This window comes from Mycobacterium neglectum (genome assembly GCF_002591975.1).
In the GTDB taxonomy this organism is placed as follows: Bacteria; Actinomycetota; Actinomycetes; order Mycobacteriales; family Mycobacteriaceae; genus Mycobacterium; species Mycobacterium neglectum.
Genome location: NZ_NVQE01000026.1, coordinates 1 through 19,396 on the forward strand (window position 1 = coordinate 1; position 19,396 = coordinate 19,396).

Annotated in this window: 17 protein-coding genes and 2 pseudogenes; 9 read left to right on the forward strand and 10 right to left on the reverse strand. The window is 64.3% G+C overall.

Annotated features, from left to right (window positions below; translation table 11 throughout):
* Nucleotides 1–219: 219 nt before the first annotated feature.
* The 4 genes from arcD to arcC are packed head-to-tail and all read left to right on the forward strand — an operon-like array spanning nt 220 to nt 4,912.
* Complete coding sequence (gene arcD / locus CSQ99_RS19505) at nt 220–1,698, forward strand: arginine-ornithine antiporter (protein WP_099040667.1); 1,479 nt, start codon at nt 220–222, stop codon at nt 1,696–1,698.
* Nucleotides 1,695–2,954: an arginine deiminase gene (locus CSQ99_RS19510; protein WP_176561105.1), complete on the forward strand. Its 1,260-nt coding sequence runs from the start codon at nt 1,695–1,697 to the stop codon at nt 2,952–2,954. Before arcD ends, CSQ99_RS19510 begins: the two co-directional genes overlap by 4 nt.
* A 20-nt stretch (nt 2,955–2,974) precedes the next feature.
* A complete protein-coding gene (locus CSQ99_RS19515; protein ID WP_099040668.1) occupies nt 2,975–3,979 on the forward strand; it encodes an ornithine carbamoyltransferase in 1,005 nt (334 codons plus the stop codon).
* 15 nt (nt 3,980–3,994) lie between these two features.
* Nucleotides 3,995–4,912, forward strand: a complete 918-nt coding sequence (gene arcC, locus CSQ99_RS19520) for a carbamate kinase (protein ID WP_099040669.1) — start codon at nt 3,995–3,997, stop codon at nt 4,910–4,912.
* Between the two features lie 445 nt (nt 4,913–5,357).
* Here arcC and CSQ99_RS19525 read toward each other — a convergent pair whose 3' ends face one another.
* Nucleotides 5,358–5,588 (reverse strand): hypothetical protein, encoded by a 231-nt coding sequence (locus CSQ99_RS19525; RefSeq protein ID WP_099040670.1) that lies wholly within the window; start codon nt 5,586–5,588, stop codon nt 5,358–5,360.
* A gap of 182 nt (nt 5,589–5,770) precedes the next feature.
* Here CSQ99_RS19525 and CSQ99_RS19530 point away from each other — a divergent pair, with 182 nt between their 5' ends.
* Nucleotides 5,771–6,652, forward strand: a complete 882-nt coding sequence (locus tag CSQ99_RS19530; RefSeq protein WP_099040671.1) for a universal stress protein — start codon at nt 5,771–5,773, stop codon at nt 6,650–6,652.
* A gap of 200 nt (nt 6,653–6,852) precedes the next feature.
* Here the strand turns inward: CSQ99_RS19530 and CSQ99_RS19535 are convergent, their stop codons facing one another.
* Both CSQ99_RS19535 and CSQ99_RS19540 read right to left on the reverse strand, forming a co-directional pair.
* Nucleotides 6,853–7,806 (reverse strand): 1-phosphofructokinase family hexose kinase, encoded by a 954-nt coding sequence (locus tag CSQ99_RS19535; protein ID WP_099040672.1) that lies wholly within the window; start codon nt 7,804–7,806, stop codon nt 6,853–6,855.
* Nucleotides 7,807–8,028: 222 nt separating this feature from the next.
* Nucleotides 8,029–9,012 (reverse strand): annotated as a pseudogene (locus CSQ99_RS19540) (magnesium transporter).
* Nucleotides 9,013–9,160: 148 nt separating this feature from the next.
* Between CSQ99_RS19540 and CSQ99_RS19545 the strand changes: the two are divergent.
* The 3 genes from CSQ99_RS19545 to CSQ99_RS19555 all read left to right on the forward strand — a co-directional run bounded on the left by CSQ99_RS19545 (nt 9,161) and on the right by CSQ99_RS19555 (nt 11,891).
* Nucleotides 9,161–9,946, forward strand: a complete 786-nt coding sequence (locus tag CSQ99_RS19545) for a universal stress protein (RefSeq protein WP_099040736.1) — start codon at nt 9,161–9,163, stop codon at nt 9,944–9,946.
* A gap of 158 nt (nt 9,947–10,104) precedes the next feature.
* Nucleotides 10,105–10,989 carry a universal stress protein gene (locus CSQ99_RS19550; protein WP_099040673.1) on the forward strand — a complete coding sequence of 295 codons (885 nt, stop codon included), beginning with the start codon at nt 10,105–10,107 and terminating at the stop codon, nt 10,987–10,989.
* Nucleotides 10,990–11,030: 41 nt separating this feature from the next.
* Entirely contained in the window at nt 11,031–11,891 is an 861-nt protein-coding gene (locus CSQ99_RS19555; RefSeq protein ID WP_245908994.1) for a universal stress protein, read from the forward strand.
* Here the strand turns inward: CSQ99_RS19555 and CSQ99_RS19560 are convergent.
* The 7 genes and pseudogenes from CSQ99_RS19560 to CSQ99_RS19590 all read right to left on the reverse strand — a co-directional run bounded on the left by CSQ99_RS19560 (nt 11,888) and on the right by CSQ99_RS19590 (nt 18,297).
* Nucleotides 11,888–12,787: pseudogene (locus tag CSQ99_RS19560) on the reverse strand (universal stress protein). The gene CSQ99_RS19555 and the pseudogene CSQ99_RS19560 overlap by 4 nt on opposite strands.
* Nucleotides 12,788–12,844: 57 nt before the next feature.
* A complete protein-coding gene (locus CSQ99_RS19565) occupies nt 12,845–13,645 on the reverse strand; it encodes a ribosome hibernation promotion factor (protein WP_099040675.1) in 801 nt (266 codons plus the stop codon).
* Between the two features lie 123 nt (nt 13,646–13,768).
* Nucleotides 13,769–14,632 (reverse strand): universal stress protein, encoded by an 864-nt coding sequence (locus CSQ99_RS19570; RefSeq protein WP_245908995.1) that lies wholly within the window; start codon nt 14,630–14,632, stop codon nt 13,769–13,771.
* A complete protein-coding gene (locus CSQ99_RS19575) occupies nt 14,632–14,901 on the reverse strand; it encodes a DUF1918 domain-containing protein (protein WP_099040737.1) in 270 nt (89 codons plus the stop codon). The genes CSQ99_RS19570 and CSQ99_RS19575 overlap by 1 nt, the downstream gene beginning before the upstream one ends.
* A gap of 118 nt (nt 14,902–15,019) precedes the next feature.
* The gene (locus CSQ99_RS19580; RefSeq protein ID WP_176561106.1) at nt 15,020–15,838 is read right to left on the reverse strand and encodes a universal stress protein; all 819 of its coding nucleotides are present in this window, start codon (nt 15,836–15,838) and stop codon (nt 15,020–15,022) included.
* A 5-nt stretch (nt 15,839–15,843) separates the two neighbouring features.
* Nucleotides 15,844–16,767: a universal stress protein gene (locus CSQ99_RS19585; RefSeq protein ID WP_099040677.1), complete on the reverse strand. Its 924-nt coding sequence runs from the start codon at nt 16,765–16,767 to the stop codon at nt 15,844–15,846.
* A gap of 27 nt (nt 16,768–16,794) precedes the next feature.
* Nucleotides 16,795–18,297: a bifunctional aminoglycoside phosphotransferase/ATP-binding protein gene (locus CSQ99_RS19590; protein ID WP_099040678.1), complete on the reverse strand. Its 1,503-nt coding sequence runs from the start codon at nt 18,295–18,297 to the stop codon at nt 16,795–16,797.
* 106 nt (nt 18,298–18,403) lie between these two features.
* Between CSQ99_RS19590 and CSQ99_RS19595 the strand changes: the two genes are divergently transcribed.
* Entirely contained in the window at nt 18,404–19,396 is a 993-nt protein-coding gene (locus CSQ99_RS19595; protein ID WP_099040679.1) for an Acg family FMN-binding oxidoreductase, read from the forward strand.

Below are 19,396 nucleotides of genomic sequence, written 5' to 3' on the forward strand. Positions count from 1 at the left end.
TTGCACTGGAAGTGCCTTTCCGAACTGACCCGATTGTTTGTGTGAGAACTACAATCATCCCAGTTCAGAGGGCACTTTCCTCATTCCGACACCCAGAAAACACCAGGTCAGTCGGTGGATCGAGGCTAAAGCCTCCACAGCTATCGCGGCTCCGCTGGAAGCATCAGTGCTGCGAGGCGGCACCCGCGACCTTGCGTCATCTCGACCGGAGAGACAACGATGTCCGAAACCGTAATGACGCGGCCCGAGCCCGCCCGTCCCCCCGTCCCGAAACGTGGGCTGGGCCTGGCCGCCCTGACGGCAATCGTCGTCGGGTCGATGATCGGCAGCGGCATCTTCGCACTGCCGTCGCAGATGGCGGGCAGCGCCGCACCCGGTCCGCTGCTCATTGGCTGGGTGATCACCGGCGCGGGCATGTTGACACTGGCCTTCGTCTTCCAGACGCTCGCGAGTCGCAAACCGGATGTCGACGGCGGTGTCTACGGTTACGCCAGAGCCGGTTTCGGCAACTACGTGGGCTTCACCTCCGCCTTCGGCTACTGGGTGTCGGCCTGGATCGGCAACGTGGCCTACCTTGTCCTGCTGTTCTCGACGCTCGGCTACTTCTTCCCCGTTTTCGAGGGCGGCGCAACGGTTTCCGCGGTCATCGGCGCGTCGGTCGTGCTGTGGATCGTGCACGCCATGACGCTGCGCGGCGTGCAGACCGCCGCCTTGGTAAACGTCGTGGTGACTGTCGCGAAGGTGGTCCCGATCCTGGTGTTCGTCGCCATTGCCGCGGTCGGATTCAAAGCGGGGCTCTTCTCCGCGGACTTTTGGGGCAACGCGACGCAGATCGACGGGGCTCCGCTCGGCGACACCATGACGCAGGTCAAGAACATGATGCTGATCACCGTCTGGGTTTTCATCGGCATCGAGGGTGCCTCCGTCTACTCGCAACGTGCGGCCAGGCGCAAGGACGTCGGCCGGGCTACCGTGCTGGGCTTCGCCGGGGTGCTGGTGCTGCTACTCCTGGTGAACCTGCTGTCGTACGGCCTGATGGCCCAGGCGACACTCGCCGGCGTCCCGGACCCGTCCATGGCCGGGGTGCTCGAAAGCCAGGTGGGCACGTGGGGTGCGGCCTTCATCTCGATCGGTCTGGTCGTGTCGCTGCTCGGCGCCCTCATCGCATGGGTGCTGTTGTGCGTCGAGATCCTGCGCCTGCCCGCTCTCGAACACGTGATGCCGAAGGCGCTCGCCAAGGAGAACGCACACGGCGCACCGGCTAATGCACTGTGGCTCACAAATATCTTCGTCCAGGCGATGTTGCTGTGGACTCTGGCCAACGAAAGCACCTATCTCGATCTGATCCTGCTGGCGACCTCGCTGATCCTGCTGCCGTACCTGTGGTCGGCCGCCTATCAGGTGCTGCTGGCGGTGCGCGGTGAGACGTACGAGTCCGGCCATGGCCGGGTCCGCGATCTCGCCATCGGCGTGGTCGCGTTGGGCTACGCGGTGTGGCTGGTGTACGCGGGCGGGTGGCAGTATCTGTTGGTTGCGGCGTTGGCCTACTTCGTCGCCACCGTGTTCTACGTGTGGGCGCGCCGGGAGAATCGCCTGCCGGTTTTCACGAAGCCGGAATGGGGCGTTTTCGCGGTGCTTGCGCTGACGTCGGTCGCGGCCGTCGTATTGATGACCACCGGCAATTTGTCCGTCCTGTGAACGCCACCGAATCCCGGCTCGGCGTGTGGTCCGAGGCGGGCCGGCTGCGGCGGGTCATGGTCTGCGCGCCGGGGCTGGCCCATCAGCGGCTCACCCCGGACAACTGCCACGAGCTGCTGTTCGACGACGTCATCTGGCTGCAGCAGGCCCGCCGTGACCACTTCGATTTCGTCGCCAAAATGGTCGACCGCGGCGTCGAGGTCCTCGAGCTTCAAGATCTGCTCGCCGACGTCGTGGCTCAGCCCGAAGCCCTCCAGTGGCTGCTGGACCGCAAGGTGACCGAGGACCTGGTCGGCCCCGCGCTCACCAACGAGATCCGGGCCTGGCTGACCGAGCAGCCGTCGGATCGATTGGCGGAGTTGCTCATTGGTGGTGTCGCCTACCAGGACGTGGTCGACGAAGTGGATGGCAGGTTCCTCTCGCTGTTCAACTCGTTGGACCCGGCGGGGTTTGTCATTCGGCCGCTGCCCAACACGCAGTTCATGCGCGACAACTCCTCCTGGATCTTCGGCGGCGTGACGCTGAACCCGATGTACTGGCCTGCGCGGCGTCAGGAGACGTTGCTCACCGCCGCCGTCTACAAGTTCCATCCCGCCTTCGCCGACGAGAAGTACGCCGTGTGGCTGGGTGACGCCGACGGCGCACCCACCGACCACGGTCTGGCCACCCTCGAGGGCGGCGACGTGATGCCGATCGGGAAGGGACTCGTAGTGATCGGCATGGGCGAGCGGTCGTCTCATCAGGCGATCACCCAGGTGGCGCGCAACCTGTTCGCCGCAGGAGCGGCCGAGCGTGTGATCATCGCGAGCCTGCCGAAGACGCGCTCTGCCATGCATCTGGATACCGTGTTCACTTTCTGCGACCACGACCTGGTGACGGCGTTCGCTCCGGTCGTCGACGGAATCGTGGCGATCAGCCTGCGGCCCGACGAGTCCGCGTCGTCCGGCCTGGACGTCCGCCGCGAAAAAGGTGGCCTGATCGAGACGATCGGCGACGCGGTCGGCGTGGACTTTCGGGTCGTCACCACTGCCGGGGACGTTTACGGTATCCAGCGCGAGCAGTGGGATGACGGCAACAACGTGGTCGCGATCGAGCCCGGTGTGGTTATCGGATACGACCGGAACACCTTGACCAACACGGCGCTTCGAAAGGCGGGAGTGGAGGTAGTCACCATCGATGCCAGCGAGCTTGGCAGGGGCCGCGGCGGCGGCCGGTGCATGACCTGCCCGATCCTGCGCGATCCGCTCTACACCTGACCCTTACCCGGAGGCTCCCCATGGCGTTCAACAACCGCAACCGCAGTCTGCTCAGCCTCGTCCATCACACCGATCGCGACCTGCTGTATCTATTGGACTTGTCGCGAGATCTGAAGAGGGCGAAGTACTCCGGCATCAGCCGGACCAGCCTGGCAGGCAAGAACATCGCATTGATCTTCGAGAAGAGTTCCACACGCACCCGCTGCGCGTTCGAAGTGGCGGCATACGACGAAGGCGCCCACGTGACGTACATCGACCCCGCGTCGTCGCAGATCGGGCACAAGGAGTCGATGAAGGACACCGCCCGCGTTCTGGGGCGGATGTACGACGCCATCGAGTACCGTGGCGCAGGCCAGAAGATCGTCGAGGAGCTAGCCGAGTATGCAGGGGTACCGGTGTTCAACGGGCTCACCGACGAGTTCCATCCCACCCAGATGCTCGCTGACGTCCTCACGATGACCGAGCACTGTCCAAAGCCGTTGACCGACATCGCTTTCGCGTTCGTCGGAGACGGTCGCAACAATGTGGCCAACTCACTGCTGCTGGTGGCCGCCAAGCTCGGCATGGACGTGCGTATCGGTGCCCCACAAGATCTTTGGCCCAGCGATGACCTGCTGACGCAGTGCCGGGAGTTCGGCGTCGCGTCCGGCGCACGGATCACGGTCACCGACGATCCATTCAAGGCGGTGAGCGGCGTCGACTTCATCTACACCGACGTGTGGGTGTCCATGGGCGAACCGGTGGAGGCCTGGGGCGACCGGATCGAACTGCTGCTGCCCTTTCAGGTGAACGCCGAGTTGATGGCCGCAGCGGGCAATCCGCGGGTGAAGTTCATGCACTGCCTGCCCGCCTTTCACAACTCCGAGACCGAGGTCGGCGCGCAAATCTCCTCGCAGTACCCGCATCTGGCCAACGGCATCGAGGTCACCGAGGACGTCTTCGAGTCCGCAGCGAACATCGCGTTCGAACAGGCGGAGAACCGAATGCATACGATCAAGGCGGTCCTCGTGTCCGCACTGGCCTGAGCGCAGGGAGCCGATATGCGAATCGTGGTCGCCCTTGGCGGCAATGCGCTGCTGCGACGAGGACAGCCGATGACCGCGGAGAATCAAAGGGCCAACATCCGGTCCGCGGCGGAGTCCATCGCGGAAGTCGTTCAGGGCAACGAGGTTGTCATAGCGCACGGCAACGGCCCGCAGGTGGGTTTGTTGGCGCTGCAAGCGGCGGCCTATCACGATCTTGCCCATGGGGTGGCTTCGTACCCCCTCGACTTGCTCGGGGCGCAGACCGAGGCGATGATCGGCTACGTCATCGAGCAAGAACTGGGCAACCTACTGCCCGCCGATCAGTCGCTCGCCACGATATTGACGATGATCGAGGTCGACCGGAACGATCCGGCGTTCTCCAATCCCACCAAACCGATCGGCCCGGTCTATGACAGGGAGACCGCGGAGCGCCTCAAGGCCGCAAGCGGCTGGGCCATCGCACCGGACGGCGACAAGTTTCGGCGAGTCGTCGCGAGCCCAAAACCCAAGAGGATCTTCGAGATTCGGTCAATCCGCAGCCTGGTGGAGCAGGGCACCATCGTGATCTGCGCGGGCGGGGGCGGAATACCGACGATGTATGACGACGTCGGCATGCTCCACGGCGTGGAGGCCGTCATCGACAAGGACCTCGCCTCGGCCCTGCTGGCCGAACAACTCGACGCGGACCTGCTCGTGATCGCCACCGACGTCGATGGCGTCTACACCGACTGGGGCACAACGCGACAGGCGCGGCTCGGGCGGGTTACGCCCGACGAGCTTGTCGACCTGGACCTGCCCGCCGGGTCGATGGGACCCAAAGTTCAAGCTGCGTGCGGCTTCGCGCAATCCACCGGCAATGAGGCGGTCATAGGGTCGCTGGCTGACATCGCCAAAATAGTCGTCGGGGACGCCGGCACCCGCGTGAGAACCTGACCTTGCCGCTCGGCCTGATGACCGCACCGCTGCGTGCGGCAACGGCCGGTACCCGGCTGATGTAGTCCCCGGCGTCGACGCGTTCAACTCACCGCCACCGCATGATATGACTTTCGACCGTCGACAGGGGTCCTTCGGCCCTCCGATCGGGTACGCCGACGGTGCAACAGTTGGTGGTGCCGGCCAAACCGGTGATCTGCCCGAAGGCTGGAAGCCGCGGCTGAGTGGGGGACTCAGGACCTGGCATCCGCCTTCGGGCAGTTTTTGCGAGAACGCAGGCTAATTCGCGATTGCGAGCACGTCGTCGAAGCCGGTGACGAGGCAGTCGTAGAGAACCTCGGGATCCGGTCAAGGAGGACAACCGAGACGATCGTCGACCGCAGTCGAGGGTCGCTCTCCATCGACCAGGTGAAAGTGTCGGTGTTGCTGAGGAATTAGGCCATGGCTACGCGGTGCCGGTCACGTCGACGGACAGGATTTCAGCGATGGCGTGGGCAGCAGTCCAATCGCCTGTGCGCAGCGTGCAGGCAAGGTCGTCGACCAACGGACTGCTGGTGTCCAACTCGGCCAACCACGCCGATATCGTGGGCACGATGTCATCAGCGGATACGCGGGCAATCCGACCCGCGTGCAGCCGGTCGGTGAGCTGATAGGTTTTCACCCTCTGTGGGTTCATGGGTGGCCTCCTCGTTGGCTGCGACCTTCTGATCAGACCACCCGGCTAGTTTGCTGGCAAAGGGGCAAAGGTCCCCGCGGTGCTTTGGGCCCGGGCTCCAGGCGCCCGGCGGGGCCCTTTGGCCGAACGGGTGGGGACTAAAGACTCACTCCTGAAGTCGCCCGGCGGCCTTAACGTGCCATATGTCTTCGATTGCTCCCCCGGGAATCGTGGTCGGCGTCGACGGGTCGGCCGCCGCGAAGTTTGCCGTCGACTGGGCCGCACGAGACGCTGCGAGACGCGGCGCCCCGCTCACCCTGGTCCACGTCGTCAGCAGTGTTCTCGGCTCGTTGTCCCACGCACCCCTGCCGACCGGGGTGGGAAAGTGGCAACAGCAGAAGGCCCACGAGGCCGTTGACGAGGCAATGGCCGTCGTTGCAGCTGTGCAGAGGGACGCCGGCCCCCTAGACGTCCAAACCGAGATCTATTACTCGACCGCCGTCCCCACTCTCATCGATATGTCGAAGGGTGCGGCGATGGTCGTGGTCGGTAGCCGCGGCCACGGTGCAATCGGCAGTCTGCTCGGTTCGGTAAGCGCAGGCGTCATACAGCACGCGCACTGCCCGGTGGCAGTCATTCACGATGAGGATCCGTTGATGCCGCATCCGGCGCAGGCGCCGGTCCTGGTCGGGATCGACGGCTCCCCCACGTCCGAGCTGGCCACCGCAATCGCCTTCGACGAGGCGTCGCGCAGGGGCGTGGACCTCATTGCCCTGCACGCATGGACCGAATTCGGAGTGGGCGACCTTCTCGGCATGAACTGGCTGACGATGAAGGCTTCCGAGGACGCCGCGCTGGCCCAGCGTCTGGCCGGGTGGCAGGAGAACTACCCGGACGTGAAAGTCCAACGCCTTGTCGTCTGCGATCACCCGGCTCGCACGCTCATCGATCATTCGGAGGCGGCGCAACTGGTCGTCGTCGGCAGCCACGGTCGTGGCGGATTTGCCGGCATGCTGCTCGGTTCGGTCAGCGCCGCGGTGGTTCAGTCAGCGCGCATGCCGGTGATCGTCGCGCGCCAGCCGTAACCTCGCGCTCTTTACTCTGACCCGAACATACATGTGGTGCTCGCGGCAGCGGATCGGAAAGGCCGAGTGCACCAAGCGATTCGGTCGATTTGGCGACAACCACCATGTGATCGCCGCCATCAGGCGTGTCAATGACGCGGTTTCGGTGATCAATCCGTCGAGGTCGAGACAACCACGCCGTGCAATCGAGAATCGAAAACTCATGCAGATACGACAGCGACTTCTACTGGCTCTTCAGCAATTTCGAAGAGCCGCTCGGTGTCGGCGCGCGTGCACGGGGCGGTACCGGGGGTCATCAGCATTGCCGCGCCGGCGGCCATGCCGAAACGCACCGCCGTGCTCAGCGACCACCCGCGAGTCAGACCCACGGTGATGCCGGCGACCATCGCGTCGCCCGCACCAACGCCGCTGACCGCACGCATCGGAATGGCATCGAATCGGCGGCTTTCGGTCGGTGTGACGAGCAACGCGCCCTGAGCTCCTAGCGACACCACCACAGCCTCGGCGCGGCCGGAATCGACAAGTTCGTGCGCGGCGTCGAGCTGTTCGGGTTCGGTCGTCAGTTCACGTCCCAAGCATTCGCGGAGTTCGCGCACACTTGCCTTGAGCACGGATACACCACAATGCACGTGTTGTAGACCGGCGCCCGAGGTGTCCAAGACAAATCTGACACCGGTCTCAACGCACACCTCCGCGATCCGCTGGTAGAAGTCCGCAGGCACGCCCGGCGGCAGACTCCCGCTCGCGACAACGAATTGTGCCGACACCGCCTCAGCACGCAGCTGATCCATACACTCGGCTTGTTCGGACGCAGTCAATCGCGGGCCCGGAAGTACAAACCGGTATTGCAGACCGGTGTCGGTCTCATCGATCGTGAAGCTCTCCCGCGTGGGCTCGGCAATGTCGATCCGTCGGCAAGGCACACCTGCCTCGGCGACCAATCGGGCGACGAGGTCGCCGCTGGCACCCCCAGCAGGGAAAACGGCCGACACCGGCGCGCCGAGGACGTGTGCGATCTTTGCCACGTTGATCCCCCCACCGCCGGCGTCGTAACGAGCACGTGAGCAGCGGATCTTTTCGGTGGGACGCACGGCCTCCGCTGCGACGGTGATATCCAACGCAGGGTTCATCGTCAGAGTGACGATCGAATCCATGGCACAGCCTCCTCGCTTCATGAGCTGGTACTTATCCGACTACATCGCAGATCATGACGGTAGGGACCGGAGTCCCGCGCCGGGGAGGCGTTGGGCTCTAACACAAATGCCGCGATTACCCAAGGGACCCTCGGTTTCGGTGAACCCCGACGCGGTCCCCGCCGCCGTCGCAGATCGCCGCTGCCGAACGTCGGTTGCTGTTGGAGTCCGTGCGGTAGGCCGCTAACCGAGCAACACGGTGACTGCTCCGAGGTAGATCGCGATCGACAACAGATCCTGGATGACGGTGGCCAACGGGCCGGAACCGAACGCGGGATCCTTGTCCAGCGCCTGCAGCAACCAGGGCAGGAGCAGCGCCACCACCGTGGCGATCGTGCTCGCCGAGAGCACCGCGATGGCCACCGCCGTCGCGAGCCTCCAGTCGTCTGTCATCCACGCCACCGTCGGCAAGATCACCAGCCCCAGCAGCACGCCGATGATCAGCCCCGTCAAGGATTCCGGAGCCAGGATGCGGCGAATTCCGACACCGACCGACAGGCCGCGGATCGCGACCGTTTCCGTTTGCGTGCCAACGGCATCGGCCAAATAGACGATCCCGGGCACAAAATACGCGACCGCCAGCACGGCGCTGAGCTGATCCTCGAAGACCGCCATCAACCCTGCCGACACCATGGCACCGATCAAACCGACCACCAGCCACGGCAAACGATGCCAGAGCCGCCGGGTCACACTCTCGACCGTCGTCGTTCGGGTCGACTCGACCGTATGCAGAAATCCGCCCAGTCGTGCCATGTCCTCGTCATGTTCATGCAGGAGAACAGCAAGCAGTCGCTGCGGCGGTATCAGCCCACAGAAGCGGCCCTCCTGGTCGACCACCGCGAGACCAGGTTCGTTGTCCTGCACCACCCGCCAGGCGGCGCGCTCCTGGTCGGTGTCCGGCGTCACCACCGGGGGCTCTTAGTCCATGACGTCGCGCAGCGTCGCGCCGTTGTCCGCCGCAAACATCTGCTCAATGGTCGCGACACCGACGAGACGATCTCTGTCGAGAACCGCGACGGCCCCAGCACTGTCGAAACGCCTGCCCCGCATACGTTCGAGCGTCGTGACGATCAGGTCATCCGGGGATGCCGTCGGCACCTGCGTATAGGCGTGTGACAGCGCGGTCTCCGGCTCACCGCCGAAATCGGTTGGGACATAGGTGACCATGGCAGCTGACGCTACAGACATGACTTGCCGACAGACTGCGTGAAGACCGTGTTGAGGACCAATGTCCAGCAGGGAGGGACCTAGTGCCCCACCCGTTGGCCGTCGAACCCAATAGCGTCGAAGGAACAACGGCGGAATGGAGTGCACGATGACTGAGAGTGACGCCCCCGTGCCGGTAGTCGTCGCAATTGACGGTTCGGACACTGCGATCCACGCCGCGCTGTGGGCGATCGACGAAGCAATCGCCCGAAGTGTGCCGTTACGCCTCGTGTGCGTCACCAAGGCCACCCATCCCTCTGCAGAGGACTACTACGCAGACATCCACCACGCGGAGAACGCGATTCGTGCGGCACGGGACGCGGTCGAGTCCACTGGTCAGCCCGTCAAGATAGAGACCGCAATCCTGTCAGGGCCCCCCGCCGTCTCGCTCATCTTCGAGTCGGAGAACGCCGACTTGGTCTGTGTCGGCACCGTCGGTATCGGCCGAAACGCCCGTGCGATCTTGGGATCAACCGCAATCGAGCTCGCAGAGAAGGCACGGTGCCCGGTCGCGATCATCCGCCCAGAGGACGAGATACCGCGCGACACCCCCCAGTGGGTCGTCGTGGCGGTGACCGACGAACCCGAAAGCGAGTCCGTGGTTGAGCGCGCGATGGACGAGGCGAGGTTGCGGGAGGCACCGGTGCTCATGCTCGGACATCGCGGACGTTTGGACGACATTGTCGTGCAATGGAAAGCGCGCTATCCCGACGTGCACGTCTACCCCGTCACCAACGGCGCCGACGTCGCCCGGTTTCTAAAAAAACACGACGAACCGGTTCAGCTCGCCGTGATCGGCGGTTCACGTGCCGAAGAGGTTATGCAGATTGTCGGCCCCTACGGGCACTCCCCGTTTCGCGGCACGGCAGCCTCGGTCCTGGTCGTGCGGCACTGACGATCGCCGTGTCGGTACGGCCGCGACCGTCCAGGGACTACCGGCACCCGGCCAAGGGACCAACGACCCTGCTTGCGCGAGCAGTGACTGCATAGCGTCAACCACGAACACGCCCGCATCAACAGCCGCTTCTCGAACAAGTAGACAAGGAGTGCGCAATGTCCGATGACAGAGCGAAGTACGGCATCCTGGTGGGCGTCGACGGATCGCCGGAGTCCGAGGCCGCCATTCGCTGGGCGACCACCGAGGCCATCATGCGCGACCAACCGCTCACGCTGATGCACGCCATCCCTCCCGTGGTCGTCAGCTGGCCGGTGGCCTATCTGGAGGCGAGTTTCGCCGATTCCCAGGCGGCGAGCGCCCGCGAAGTGATCGAGAAGGCACAGAAGACTGTTCAGGCAAGCGCGGGCGAATCGCAGCCGCCCCCTCTGCGTACCGAAATGAGGCATACGGACGCGCCTTCGGCACTGGTGGTCGGGTCGCGCGACGCATACATGACCGTAGTCGGCAGCCGAGGTATGGGCCCGCTCGGCCGCGCCTTACTGGGTTCGGTCAGCAGCGGTCTGGTCCACCACGGGCACGGACCCATTGCGATAATCCGCGCGGAGGAATCCCAAGCACCCGACGCTGCCTCACCGGTTCTGCTTGGCATCGACGGATCTCCCGCCTCGGAGGAGGCGACGTCCCTGGCCTTCGATGAGGCATCCCGGCGTGGCGTGGGTCTCGTAGCGTTGCACGCATGGAGTGACGTCGGAGTCCTGCCAGTCCTCGGAATGGACTGGCACAAGTACGAGGATGAAGGACACGAGGTGCTGGCCGAACGCCTTGCGGGCTGGCAGGAGCGGTACCCAGACGTCCATGTCGAACGGCGGATCGTGTGCGATCAGCCTGCGCGTTGGCTCGTCGACGAATCACAACAGGCTCAGCTCGTCGTTGTCGGCAGCCACGGTCGCGGGGGCTTCAGCGGCATGCTGCTGGGCTCCGTCAGCTCGAAGGTGGCTCAGGCCGCCAAGGTGCCGGTCATCGTCGTCCGGCACCGGTGAGACCGACGATGTCCACTGGCACAGGGGCTGTCGTCGTTGGCGTGGACGGTACGACTGCATCAAGGGGAGCGGCGCGCTGGGCGGCCGCGGTAGCAGAGAAGTTCGGTGCGCCCCTCGAGATCGTCAACGGGCGCCATGCCACCGGCCGTCCACTGACCGACGCCGCAGCAGCCCTTTGGGCAGCCGCTGTCGCCGCGCAGCGTGAATCCGCAGAAACAATGCTCAAGTCGATCGAGGAGGAGATACGCGGCGACTTCGCTTCACTTGAGGTCTCCACCCTTCTGTCCGACGAACCCGTCGATGTTCTCCTGACTTCGCGTAGCCGACGCGCGCGGCTGGTCGTTCTCGGTTCCGACGAAATGACTCCGGCGGCCGCACTCGTGATCGGCTCGACAACGCTTGCCGTCTCCGCACATTCAGCCTGCCCTGTGATCGCCTGGCGCGGGAGCAACGCGCTGCCGACCAACCAGCCGGTCGTGCTCGGCGTCGACTATGAACACACCGGGCCGGACGCATTCAGGGCCGCTTTCGATTTCGCTGACCGGTTCGGGTTGGGGCTCAACGCCGTCCACGCGTGGTCGGCGTTTCGCCCCCCGGTGGACGCCATCACCCCGTACGGTGTCGACTGGGATGCGCTGGAAGCCCTTCAGTGGCAGAACCTCTTGAACACCCTCGACCCATGGACCGAGTTGTATCCGAACGTCGGGGTGACCCTATTCGTCGAGACCGAGGCGGCCGGCAAGGCCCTCATGCACCACGTGGCGGATTCACAACTCGTGGTGGTTGGCAGTCGGGGCCGCAATGCCCTGGCGGGTGCACTGCTCGGCTCCACCAGCCTCAACCTGCTCCATCACAGCCCTGTTCCGGTGATGTTGTGCCACAAGGTGTCCGGTGCAGCCTAGTGCTGACGAACGATGAGTACAGGGGTATGTGCAGCCTGCGCCACTTCGGAACTGACCGAACCAAGCAACATCTCGGTTAAGCCACCGCGGCGACCGTGACTGCCGACGACGACGAGTTGCGCTTCCTCGGACCGCTCGAGCAGTCGGCGCGCCGGGTGCTCGAATTCGACGACGGCTTGCACGTTGACCTCCGGATAGCGGCCCTTCTAGGCCGTGAGGCTCTCGGCAAGAGTTTCTTCGGCCGTGGATTGCAGCGCCGACCATTCCATGCCGAAGAAGGACGCGTCTGCATCCCAAAGGACACGTAGTACGACCAGATCCACTCCCCGCCAGGAGGCTTCGTCGAACGCAATCGCCATCGCCGACTCCGAAGCCTGCGAGCCATCGATCCCCACCAGCACCGGCAGGCGTGCCGCGCACGGGGACGACCGGCTCTCGTCGTTGATGACCGCGACTGGGCAATGCGCGTGGTGGATCAGCCCGGCGCTGACCGACCCGAGTAGGCGGCTATGCCGGCGGGTGCGTCCGCGGCGGCCGATCACCACCATCTGGGCATTTTTCGACAGATCCACGAGTGCCGGAACAGCTTTCCCGTACAGCATCTCGCTGTCGATTTCCGGCCGATCGCCGTTTGCGGCGACCTCGGCGGCGCGTATCGCGGTGGCGATGACATTGTGGGCCTCGTTCTCCTGAATCTCGCGCACCTCCTCGGGGATTCGGCCTGCGGGCCACGCCGACGTAGATGCCGCGCCCGACAAGAGGTCCGTGACGTGAACAACGGTGAGCGGCACATGGCGCATCGCTGCCTCATGCATCGCCCAGGCAACCGCCACTCCTGACGACGGGGACCCGTCGACGCCGACGACCACGCCGTGATGTGAGATCCGCCTGGGCATCCGTCCCTCCTCGCGATCGACGACCGGTGACCGGTCTTGGCTAGGTCTGGCGGCGAGTTAGCCAGCCGGGGTGATCAAGCCGTAGTGCCCGTCGTAGCGCACATACAGCACGGCGGCGCGGCCCTGGGCGGCGTCGATGAAGAACAGGAAGGGCAGTCCGAGCATGCTCAAACGCTCGGTGGCCTGCTCGACGGTTATGCACGGAGCCGGATGCGGGCTGATCGTCACCGGTGCTTGGAAGGGTGCCAAATGCACCGTTGAGGGGGGCACCACTTGCGCCAGGCGGTACCCGGTCGGACCGCTGCGGTAGAGGACACCGGCGATATCGGTGCCTTTCTCGTTGAACAGATGAAAGTCATAGTCGAGAAGGTCCATTTCGAGGGCCGCCTCGTCAACCGTGCAGGGCGCCATGGCGAATGACTTGCGTCGAATAACCCGACGTTCGGCAGCCGGACGCGGAAAGTGGCTCGGCCGCGGCGTCGCCCTCGAACCGCGCTGCCACGGATATGAACCGGTTGGGCTAACCGCGCCCCGACTGGCGTCCCAGTATTGGGCGGCGCGTTCGAGTTGGTGGCGCATCCTCGCCGCGAGTCGATCAATGGCTTCGCGCGCGGTGACCCCTTCGGCCTGTGCGCGGATGAACCGGCCGCCCACCTCGAGGTTCGCCTGCGCGACGACCGGGCGCCACACCGCAGGATCCCGATGTCTGGCCAGTTTGACGTGGGCATGCAGCACGGGTCGGTGCGAAAGCCGCCCCAGCCTTGCTATCTTGCTCCGCGCGTAGTCGGCGGCTCCCGGGAGTTGACCGTGCGTTGTCACGTCTATATCGACAGGTGGCAAGTCCTGTCTGTACGTCATGAGGTCTTGTCTACGCTTCACGTCGGTTCGGTCGCGAGGGACTTCAGTCACAGCCCTCGGCGACCATAGACCTCAATTGGTAGAACTACTGGTATGCAACCGATTCCCGTCCGCGGCCATGAACTATGACCGCGCGACAACCACCGGAATCCGGGCTGCTTGCACCACTGCGGCGCTGACTGACCCGAGGAGCATGCTGGCGATACTTCCGTGGCCGTGGCTGCCAACCACGATCAGCTGTGCAGAGCATGAGTTCTCAACGAGTCGTCGTGCCGGCTGATCACGGACGACAATCCGCCGAACAGGCACGTTCGGATAGCGTTCTTGCCACCCGGCCAACTGCCCGGCCAGCACGTCATCCACTTCGGAACGCAGATCGTTCCAGTCCAGGGCAAATTCGAACGCTCCAGAACCCCACCACGCGTGCAGGGCCACCAGCTCGACACCGCGTCGAGACGCTTCGTCAAATGCCAGCGCGGTAGCCGATTCCGAGGCGCGTGAACCGTCGAAGCCGAGCAGAATCGGCCCACCGTCGAGATCCTCGGTGGGCCGTTCTGCCTCGCGAATGACCGCCACAGGACAATGCGCGTGATGGACCAATCCCAAGCTCACCGATCCGAGCACCGTACGTGCGAGCGCCCCTCTGCCCCGGCTGGCCACCACGACCAGCTGCGCGTCCTTTGAGAGCGCAATCAGCGCCGGAACTGCCGCCGACACAAGCACTTCGGCGGATACCGACAGCCGTCCGCCAGTGATTTCCTTCGCAACGGCAACCGCGTCGTCGACGATCTGGCGGCCTCGTTCATGGTCCCACTGCATGACATCTGGCGGGACCGGAGTGGCCAGCCACGTGCCGACCACAGGAGCCACCGCATGGACGACCGTCAGGTGCGCGTTGCGCATCTCGGCATCTTTGGCAGCCCAGCGGATCGCCGCATCCGCCGACGGCGAGCCATCGGTGCCGACGACGATCCCTGAATGTGCCACTAGCCGCTCTTGAAGTGGTGGGTGATCTCGGTCTGAACCGCCGCAATACGCTGCTCGGCGCGGTTGTCGGCCGCCCGCTGCGCCGCGGCAGTCACGACGATCGCGTCAGGACCCGGGAACACAGTCGCCACATGGTCGTTATCGAGCCAATGCACCACGTATGGCGGCGAACCGTCAGTGGAGTGCACCTCGGTGATCAGTCCACGCTGTTCGTGTTGGTCGATCGTGAGGCCCTTCGTCACCAACCAATCGCCGACCTTTGCCTTCATCGCGCCGTCTCCCTCATAGGTCACCCACCAATCGTGCCCCGGCACGGCGGTCTTCCGGTACGGGCTTCGGTACCCCGCTTCGAAGGCCAAAGGACCTTAGGGGACCTCGCCCAATCACTCAGCGAAGAACCAGCACGGAACAGTTCGTATGGCGAAGCGACTTTCGCCCTTCAGGACCGACGACTTCAGTCGTCAGCACGGGGTCATTCGCGTCCACTATCACCAGTTGGTCGATGTTGGCGCTCTGCGCCAACACGCCGCCGATGTGTTCCGACATGGGAAGCGCACAGATCTGGATTTCGGCGGCATCGTCGTCCCTCGCCTCAGCGAGGTACTCATCGAGTCGCGCTCGCACATCGCGGTCATCGTCGGCTTCACTCGTGGGCGCAGACGGCCATCGCGTCAGTGCCAGCACCGGTGCCTTTCGCAGCGTCGCCTCGTCAATCGCCGCCTGTAATACGGCACCGCCGCCTGGCGATTCGTCGACTGCGGCCACAATCCAGAGGGGGTCGCACAACGGCTTGTGCGGATGTCGGCGGCGGACGATGGCCACCGGTACGTAAGCGGCTTGGGCCAGTGCGGCGCTGGTTGTCCCGTGCTCGTGATGTGGTGAGTCGTCCATGCCTGTCGAGCCGACGCACACCAGTTGCGCTGATCGCGAAGCCTCGGTCAGTTGTTCGACGGGATCGCCCTGTAGAACCGTCGATTCAAGCTTGACGGGCTTGCCGGTGGCTTCTACAGCGACCCACGCCTCATGCAGCGCATGCTGAGCATAGGCGTATTCGCGTTCCAGATCCTTCGCGTGCGGATTGATCACACAGGCGAGCAGCAGCGGAACATCGCGATCAACTGCTTCATCAACAGCCCACAACGAGGCACGGACAGCATGTTTCGACCCGTCGATCCCGACGACGACAGGGAGGTCCTGCCGATTCATGTTCATCATTGAACTCCAGTCCTGAATTGACTCTTTGATGAATGTGGGCTCATTGAGCGGCAGATCATCGTGGGGATGACCGAATGGTGGAGGAGGTTGAGCCCGGTCGAACCCAACACCGCACCCGCCATCGGACCGCGCCCACGGCTGCCGATGACCACGAGTTGCGCATCTTCGGAGTGATGCAGCAGGGCTCGACTCGGTTTGTCCTGGTCGACTACGTACTGCACGTCGACGTCGGGATATTGCCGTGTCCACGGCGCCAATGCGGTCACCAGGTGTCCGCGTTGGTCAGCGTGGACCGCATTCCAATCGATCATGAAGGGCAGAGTGACATCGCCGGCCGATCGGCGCGTCGACCACGCATGGACGGCGACGATGTTCACCGCGAATCGGTCGGCGAGTTCGAAGGCTGACGTGATCGCCACCCGGCTCGGATCGTCATCGTCTACACCTACGACGATCGGCTGACCGGTGAGCGCGGTCGCCCCACCGCGCCAGGCGACCACCGGGCACATCGAGTTCGCCGCCACCGCAACGGTGGTCGAGCCGATCAGCACAGCCGCGGCGACCGAGAGGTCGTCACAGCCCAGTACGATCAACTTCGCATGCTGGCTCAGATCGACCAACAATCGATCGACAGCTTCAGACACATGTGCGGTGGTGATGCGCAGGTTGGGGTGATCGCCGTGGACGGCTTGGCCCGCCTCGTCGAGAATTGCCGAGGCTCTTTCCTGCTGCGCGGACATCTCGCAGGCCCGGACAGCGGCAATGGCATCAGAAGGATTGTGACCGAGGTAAGGCCTGGCATGCACGATGTGCAGCGGGGCCCCGAGCTTGTGCGCGACCCCCGCAGCCCAACGGGCCGCGCGTATCGCGTTGTCCGTACCGTCGACTCCGACGACGACGGGATTCACGCTGTCTTCCATTAGATCTCGCCTCTCCGGTCAGCGTCGTCAAATTGCGAGACAACAGATTTGGCGAGCCTCGGCGACTGAGTCGGCGAGCGGACGCGTGGTGTCGATGGGATGACCGTCGGCCGAGGCGCCGACGACCTCTGCCATCGCGGCGGCGATCTCAGGTGTGGCATCGGAGGTCGTCACAGGCCTGTTCTCGATTCTCTCCGAGGCCTCGTCGAGAGGGACGGTGCAGGTGAGTTCCACGATCGGCGAATGCGATTGGCCGGCCAACCGGCGGGCGCGAGCACGGTGCACGGGATCGCGCCAGGTGCCGTCCAAAATCACGGACACGCCACGGCCCAGCAACATCCGCGCCCGCCGAAGAACCTCGTCGTACACGAAATTCACGTTTTCGGCTGCGTACAGACCCGAGTCCAGGACACCGATCGCTCCAGCTATGACGCCGGTCTGCTCGAGCTCACGGCGCACCTCATCTGTCGAAATAATCTCTGCCCCACACTGTTCCGCCAATCCACGTGACAGCGTTGTCTTCCCAGTACCGGGACCTCCCCCGACGACGATCAGTTGAATCGTACCGGTCCGCAGATGCCCCACCGCGATGTCGATATGCCGACGCGCATCGCTGGAAGCCTCCGCATGACCCTGCGCAAAGCGAACACAATCGACCTTGGCGCGGACCACCGCACGGTAGGCGATATAGAAGTGCTTGAGCGCATCCGGTGCGGGGTCTCGAGCACAGCGACTGTACGCATCGAGAAAGAACTCGCCGAGATCTTGGCGACCGAGAAACTCGAGGTCCATCGCGAGAAACGCTGCATCGTCGATGGAATCCACGTATCTCAGCTTGTCGTCGAACTCGAGACAGTCGAGGATGGCCGTTCCCCCGGGTGTGCAGAAGATGTCGTCGGCCAACAGATCCGCGTGCCCGTCGACGATCCGGCGGCTGCTGATGCGCTCGGCGAACAGTTCGCCGCGGCCCGCGATGAACTGAGCGGACAACCGTCCGACCTCACGGAGCAACTCGCTGGGAATCACGGTGTCCGCGTACCGTTGCAGTTCAACCAGATTCTGCCGCCATCGCGCTGAGACTGCGTCAGCTGTTCCGCAACTGTCGATCGCGGCGCTTCTCAGTGTCTCGGTGTGGAAGCGCGCCAGCTTTTGCGCGATCTCTTCCAAGTGATCGTGGACCGGGCGACCATTCCTGGCCAGCGATGCCAGGCGGGTCGAGTCGGGGTAGCGCCGCATCACGACCACCGGTTCCGCAGGGCCACCACCCGGACCGGCGAAGTGAGCCACCCCCAGGTAGCTGTCCGGGGCGAGCCTGCTGTTGAGAGTGACCTCGTGCGCGCAGGCAGCCTCCCGCTGCGTCGCGGTGGTGAAGTCGAGGAAGTCGGTGGCGATCGCCTTCTTCGCCTTGTACGCCTTGTCGCCGAGGAGGACGACCACGCCCGTATGCGTCTCGCGTACCTGGGCGTCCAGATTGCCCGCGATCGTCCAAGGAGCTTCGCCGCTGCTCAATTCGGCAGTCATGCCATCCATATCTAGATGGTTCATCCCGCGGTCCCCGGTAAGCCAGGGTCCTAAGGCCCAGGCTTGGGGACCATTGACCCTGGTTGAGGCCGGTTCTAAATCCGAAGCTAGGGACATGCGTGACACCATGGTGGACACCCAAGTGATCAAGGAGGCTGTGCAGTTGGCGTGCCGCGCGCCGTCGCTGCACAACAGCCAACCGTGGCATTGGGTTGCTGCAGGCAAAGTGGTCGATCTGTTCCTCGACAAGGAACGCGTCCTCTACTCGACCGACCACACCGGCCGTGAGGCCGTGATCGGCTGTGGTGCCGTACTGGACCACTTTCGGGTCGCCATGGCTGCGGCGGGGTGGGCCTGCCATGTCGACCGATATCCCAATCCCAACAACTCTCTGCATTTGGCGTCGATCGATTTCAGCCCGATGGAGTTCGTCACCGAGGGACACCTCCGCCGTGCCGACGCGATACATCTGCGACGGAGCGATCGTCTCCCCTACGCGGAGGCGCCGGGCTGGGCCACGGCCGAGGAACAGTTGCGTCGTAGCGTCACCTCCGATGCCGTCCGCCTTGATGTCATCGCCGACGAGTTGCACGCCGAACTTGCGGAGGCCGCTCAGCTCACCGAATCGTTGCGACTCTACGATTCGTCCTATCACTCTGAACTGTCCTGGTGGACAAGACCGTTCGAGTCCACCGACGGGATACCCCACAGCTCGCTGGTGTCGGCCGCTGAAAGCGACCGCGTCGATGTCGGACGTAACTTCCCGGTCACCCGCAACACAGATCGGCGCTTCGAGGTCGGCCAGGACCACTCGAAGATTCTTGTGCTATCGACTTACGACGGTGATCCCACTTCTGTCCTGGAGTGCGGCGAAATGCTCTCCGCCGTATTGCTGGAAGCCACGATGGCGGCACTCGCCACGTGCACGCTGACGAATATCACCGAGCTCTACCCGGGCCGGGACATCGTCGCATCGTTGATCGACCAGCCGACCACTCCCCAGGTATTGATCCGTGTCGGATCAGCTCCGGAGAGCGACGACAAGCCACCGCCGACGCCACGGCGGCAGATCGACGAGGTCTTCGAAGTAAAGGCGAAGGATATTTGA

Bases quoted from the DNA above. Each gene is read 5' to 3' on its own strand.
- arcD (WP_099040667.1), top strand. From the start codon at position 220: ATGTCCGAAACCGTAATGACGCGGCCCGAGCCCGCCCGTCCCCCCGTC.
- CSQ99_RS19550 (WP_099040673.1), top strand. From the start codon at position 10,105: ATGTCCGATGACAGAGCGAAGTACGGCATCCTGGTGGGCGTCGACGGA.
- CSQ99_RS19585 (WP_099040677.1), bottom strand. From the start codon at position 16,767: ATGGAAGACAGCGTGAATCCCGTCGTCGTCGGAGTCGACGGTACGGAC.
- arcC (WP_099040669.1), top strand. From the start codon at position 3,995: ATGCGAATCGTGGTCGCCCTTGGCGGCAATGCGCTGCTGCGACGAGGA.
- CSQ99_RS19575 (WP_099040737.1), bottom strand. From the start codon at position 14,901: ATGAAGGCAAAGGTCGGCGATTGGTTGGTGACGAAGGGCCTCACGATC.
- CSQ99_RS19565 (WP_099040675.1), bottom strand. From the start codon at position 13,645: ATGACGTACAGACAGGACTTGCCACCTGTCGATATAGACGTGACAACG.
- CSQ99_RS19580 (WP_176561106.1), bottom strand. From the start codon at position 15,838: ATGAATCGGCAGGACCTCCCTGTCGTCGTCGGGATCGACGGGTCGAAA.
- CSQ99_RS19530 (WP_099040671.1), top strand. From the start codon at position 5,771: ATGTCTTCGATTGCTCCCCCGGGAATCGTGGTCGGCGTCGACGGGTCG.
- CSQ99_RS19595 (WP_099040679.1), top strand. From the start codon at position 18,404: ATGCGTGACACCATGGTGGACACCCAAGTGATCAAGGAGGCTGTGCAG.
- CSQ99_RS19535 (WP_099040672.1), bottom strand. From the start codon at position 7,806: ATGGATTCGATCGTCACTCTGACGATGAACCCTGCGTTGGATATCACC.
- CSQ99_RS19515 (WP_099040668.1), top strand. From the start codon at position 2,975: ATGGCGTTCAACAACCGCAACCGCAGTCTGCTCAGCCTCGTCCATCAC.
- CSQ99_RS19545 (WP_099040736.1), top strand. From the start codon at position 9,161: ATGACTGAGAGTGACGCCCCCGTGCCGGTAGTCGTCGCAATTGACGGT.
- CSQ99_RS19590 (WP_099040678.1), bottom strand. From the start codon at position 18,297: ATGGATGGCATGACTGCCGAATTGAGCAGCGGCGAAGCTCCTTGGACG.
- CSQ99_RS19525 (WP_099040670.1), bottom strand. From the start codon at position 5,588: ATGAACCCACAGAGGGTGAAAACCTATCAGCTCACCGACCGGCTGCAC.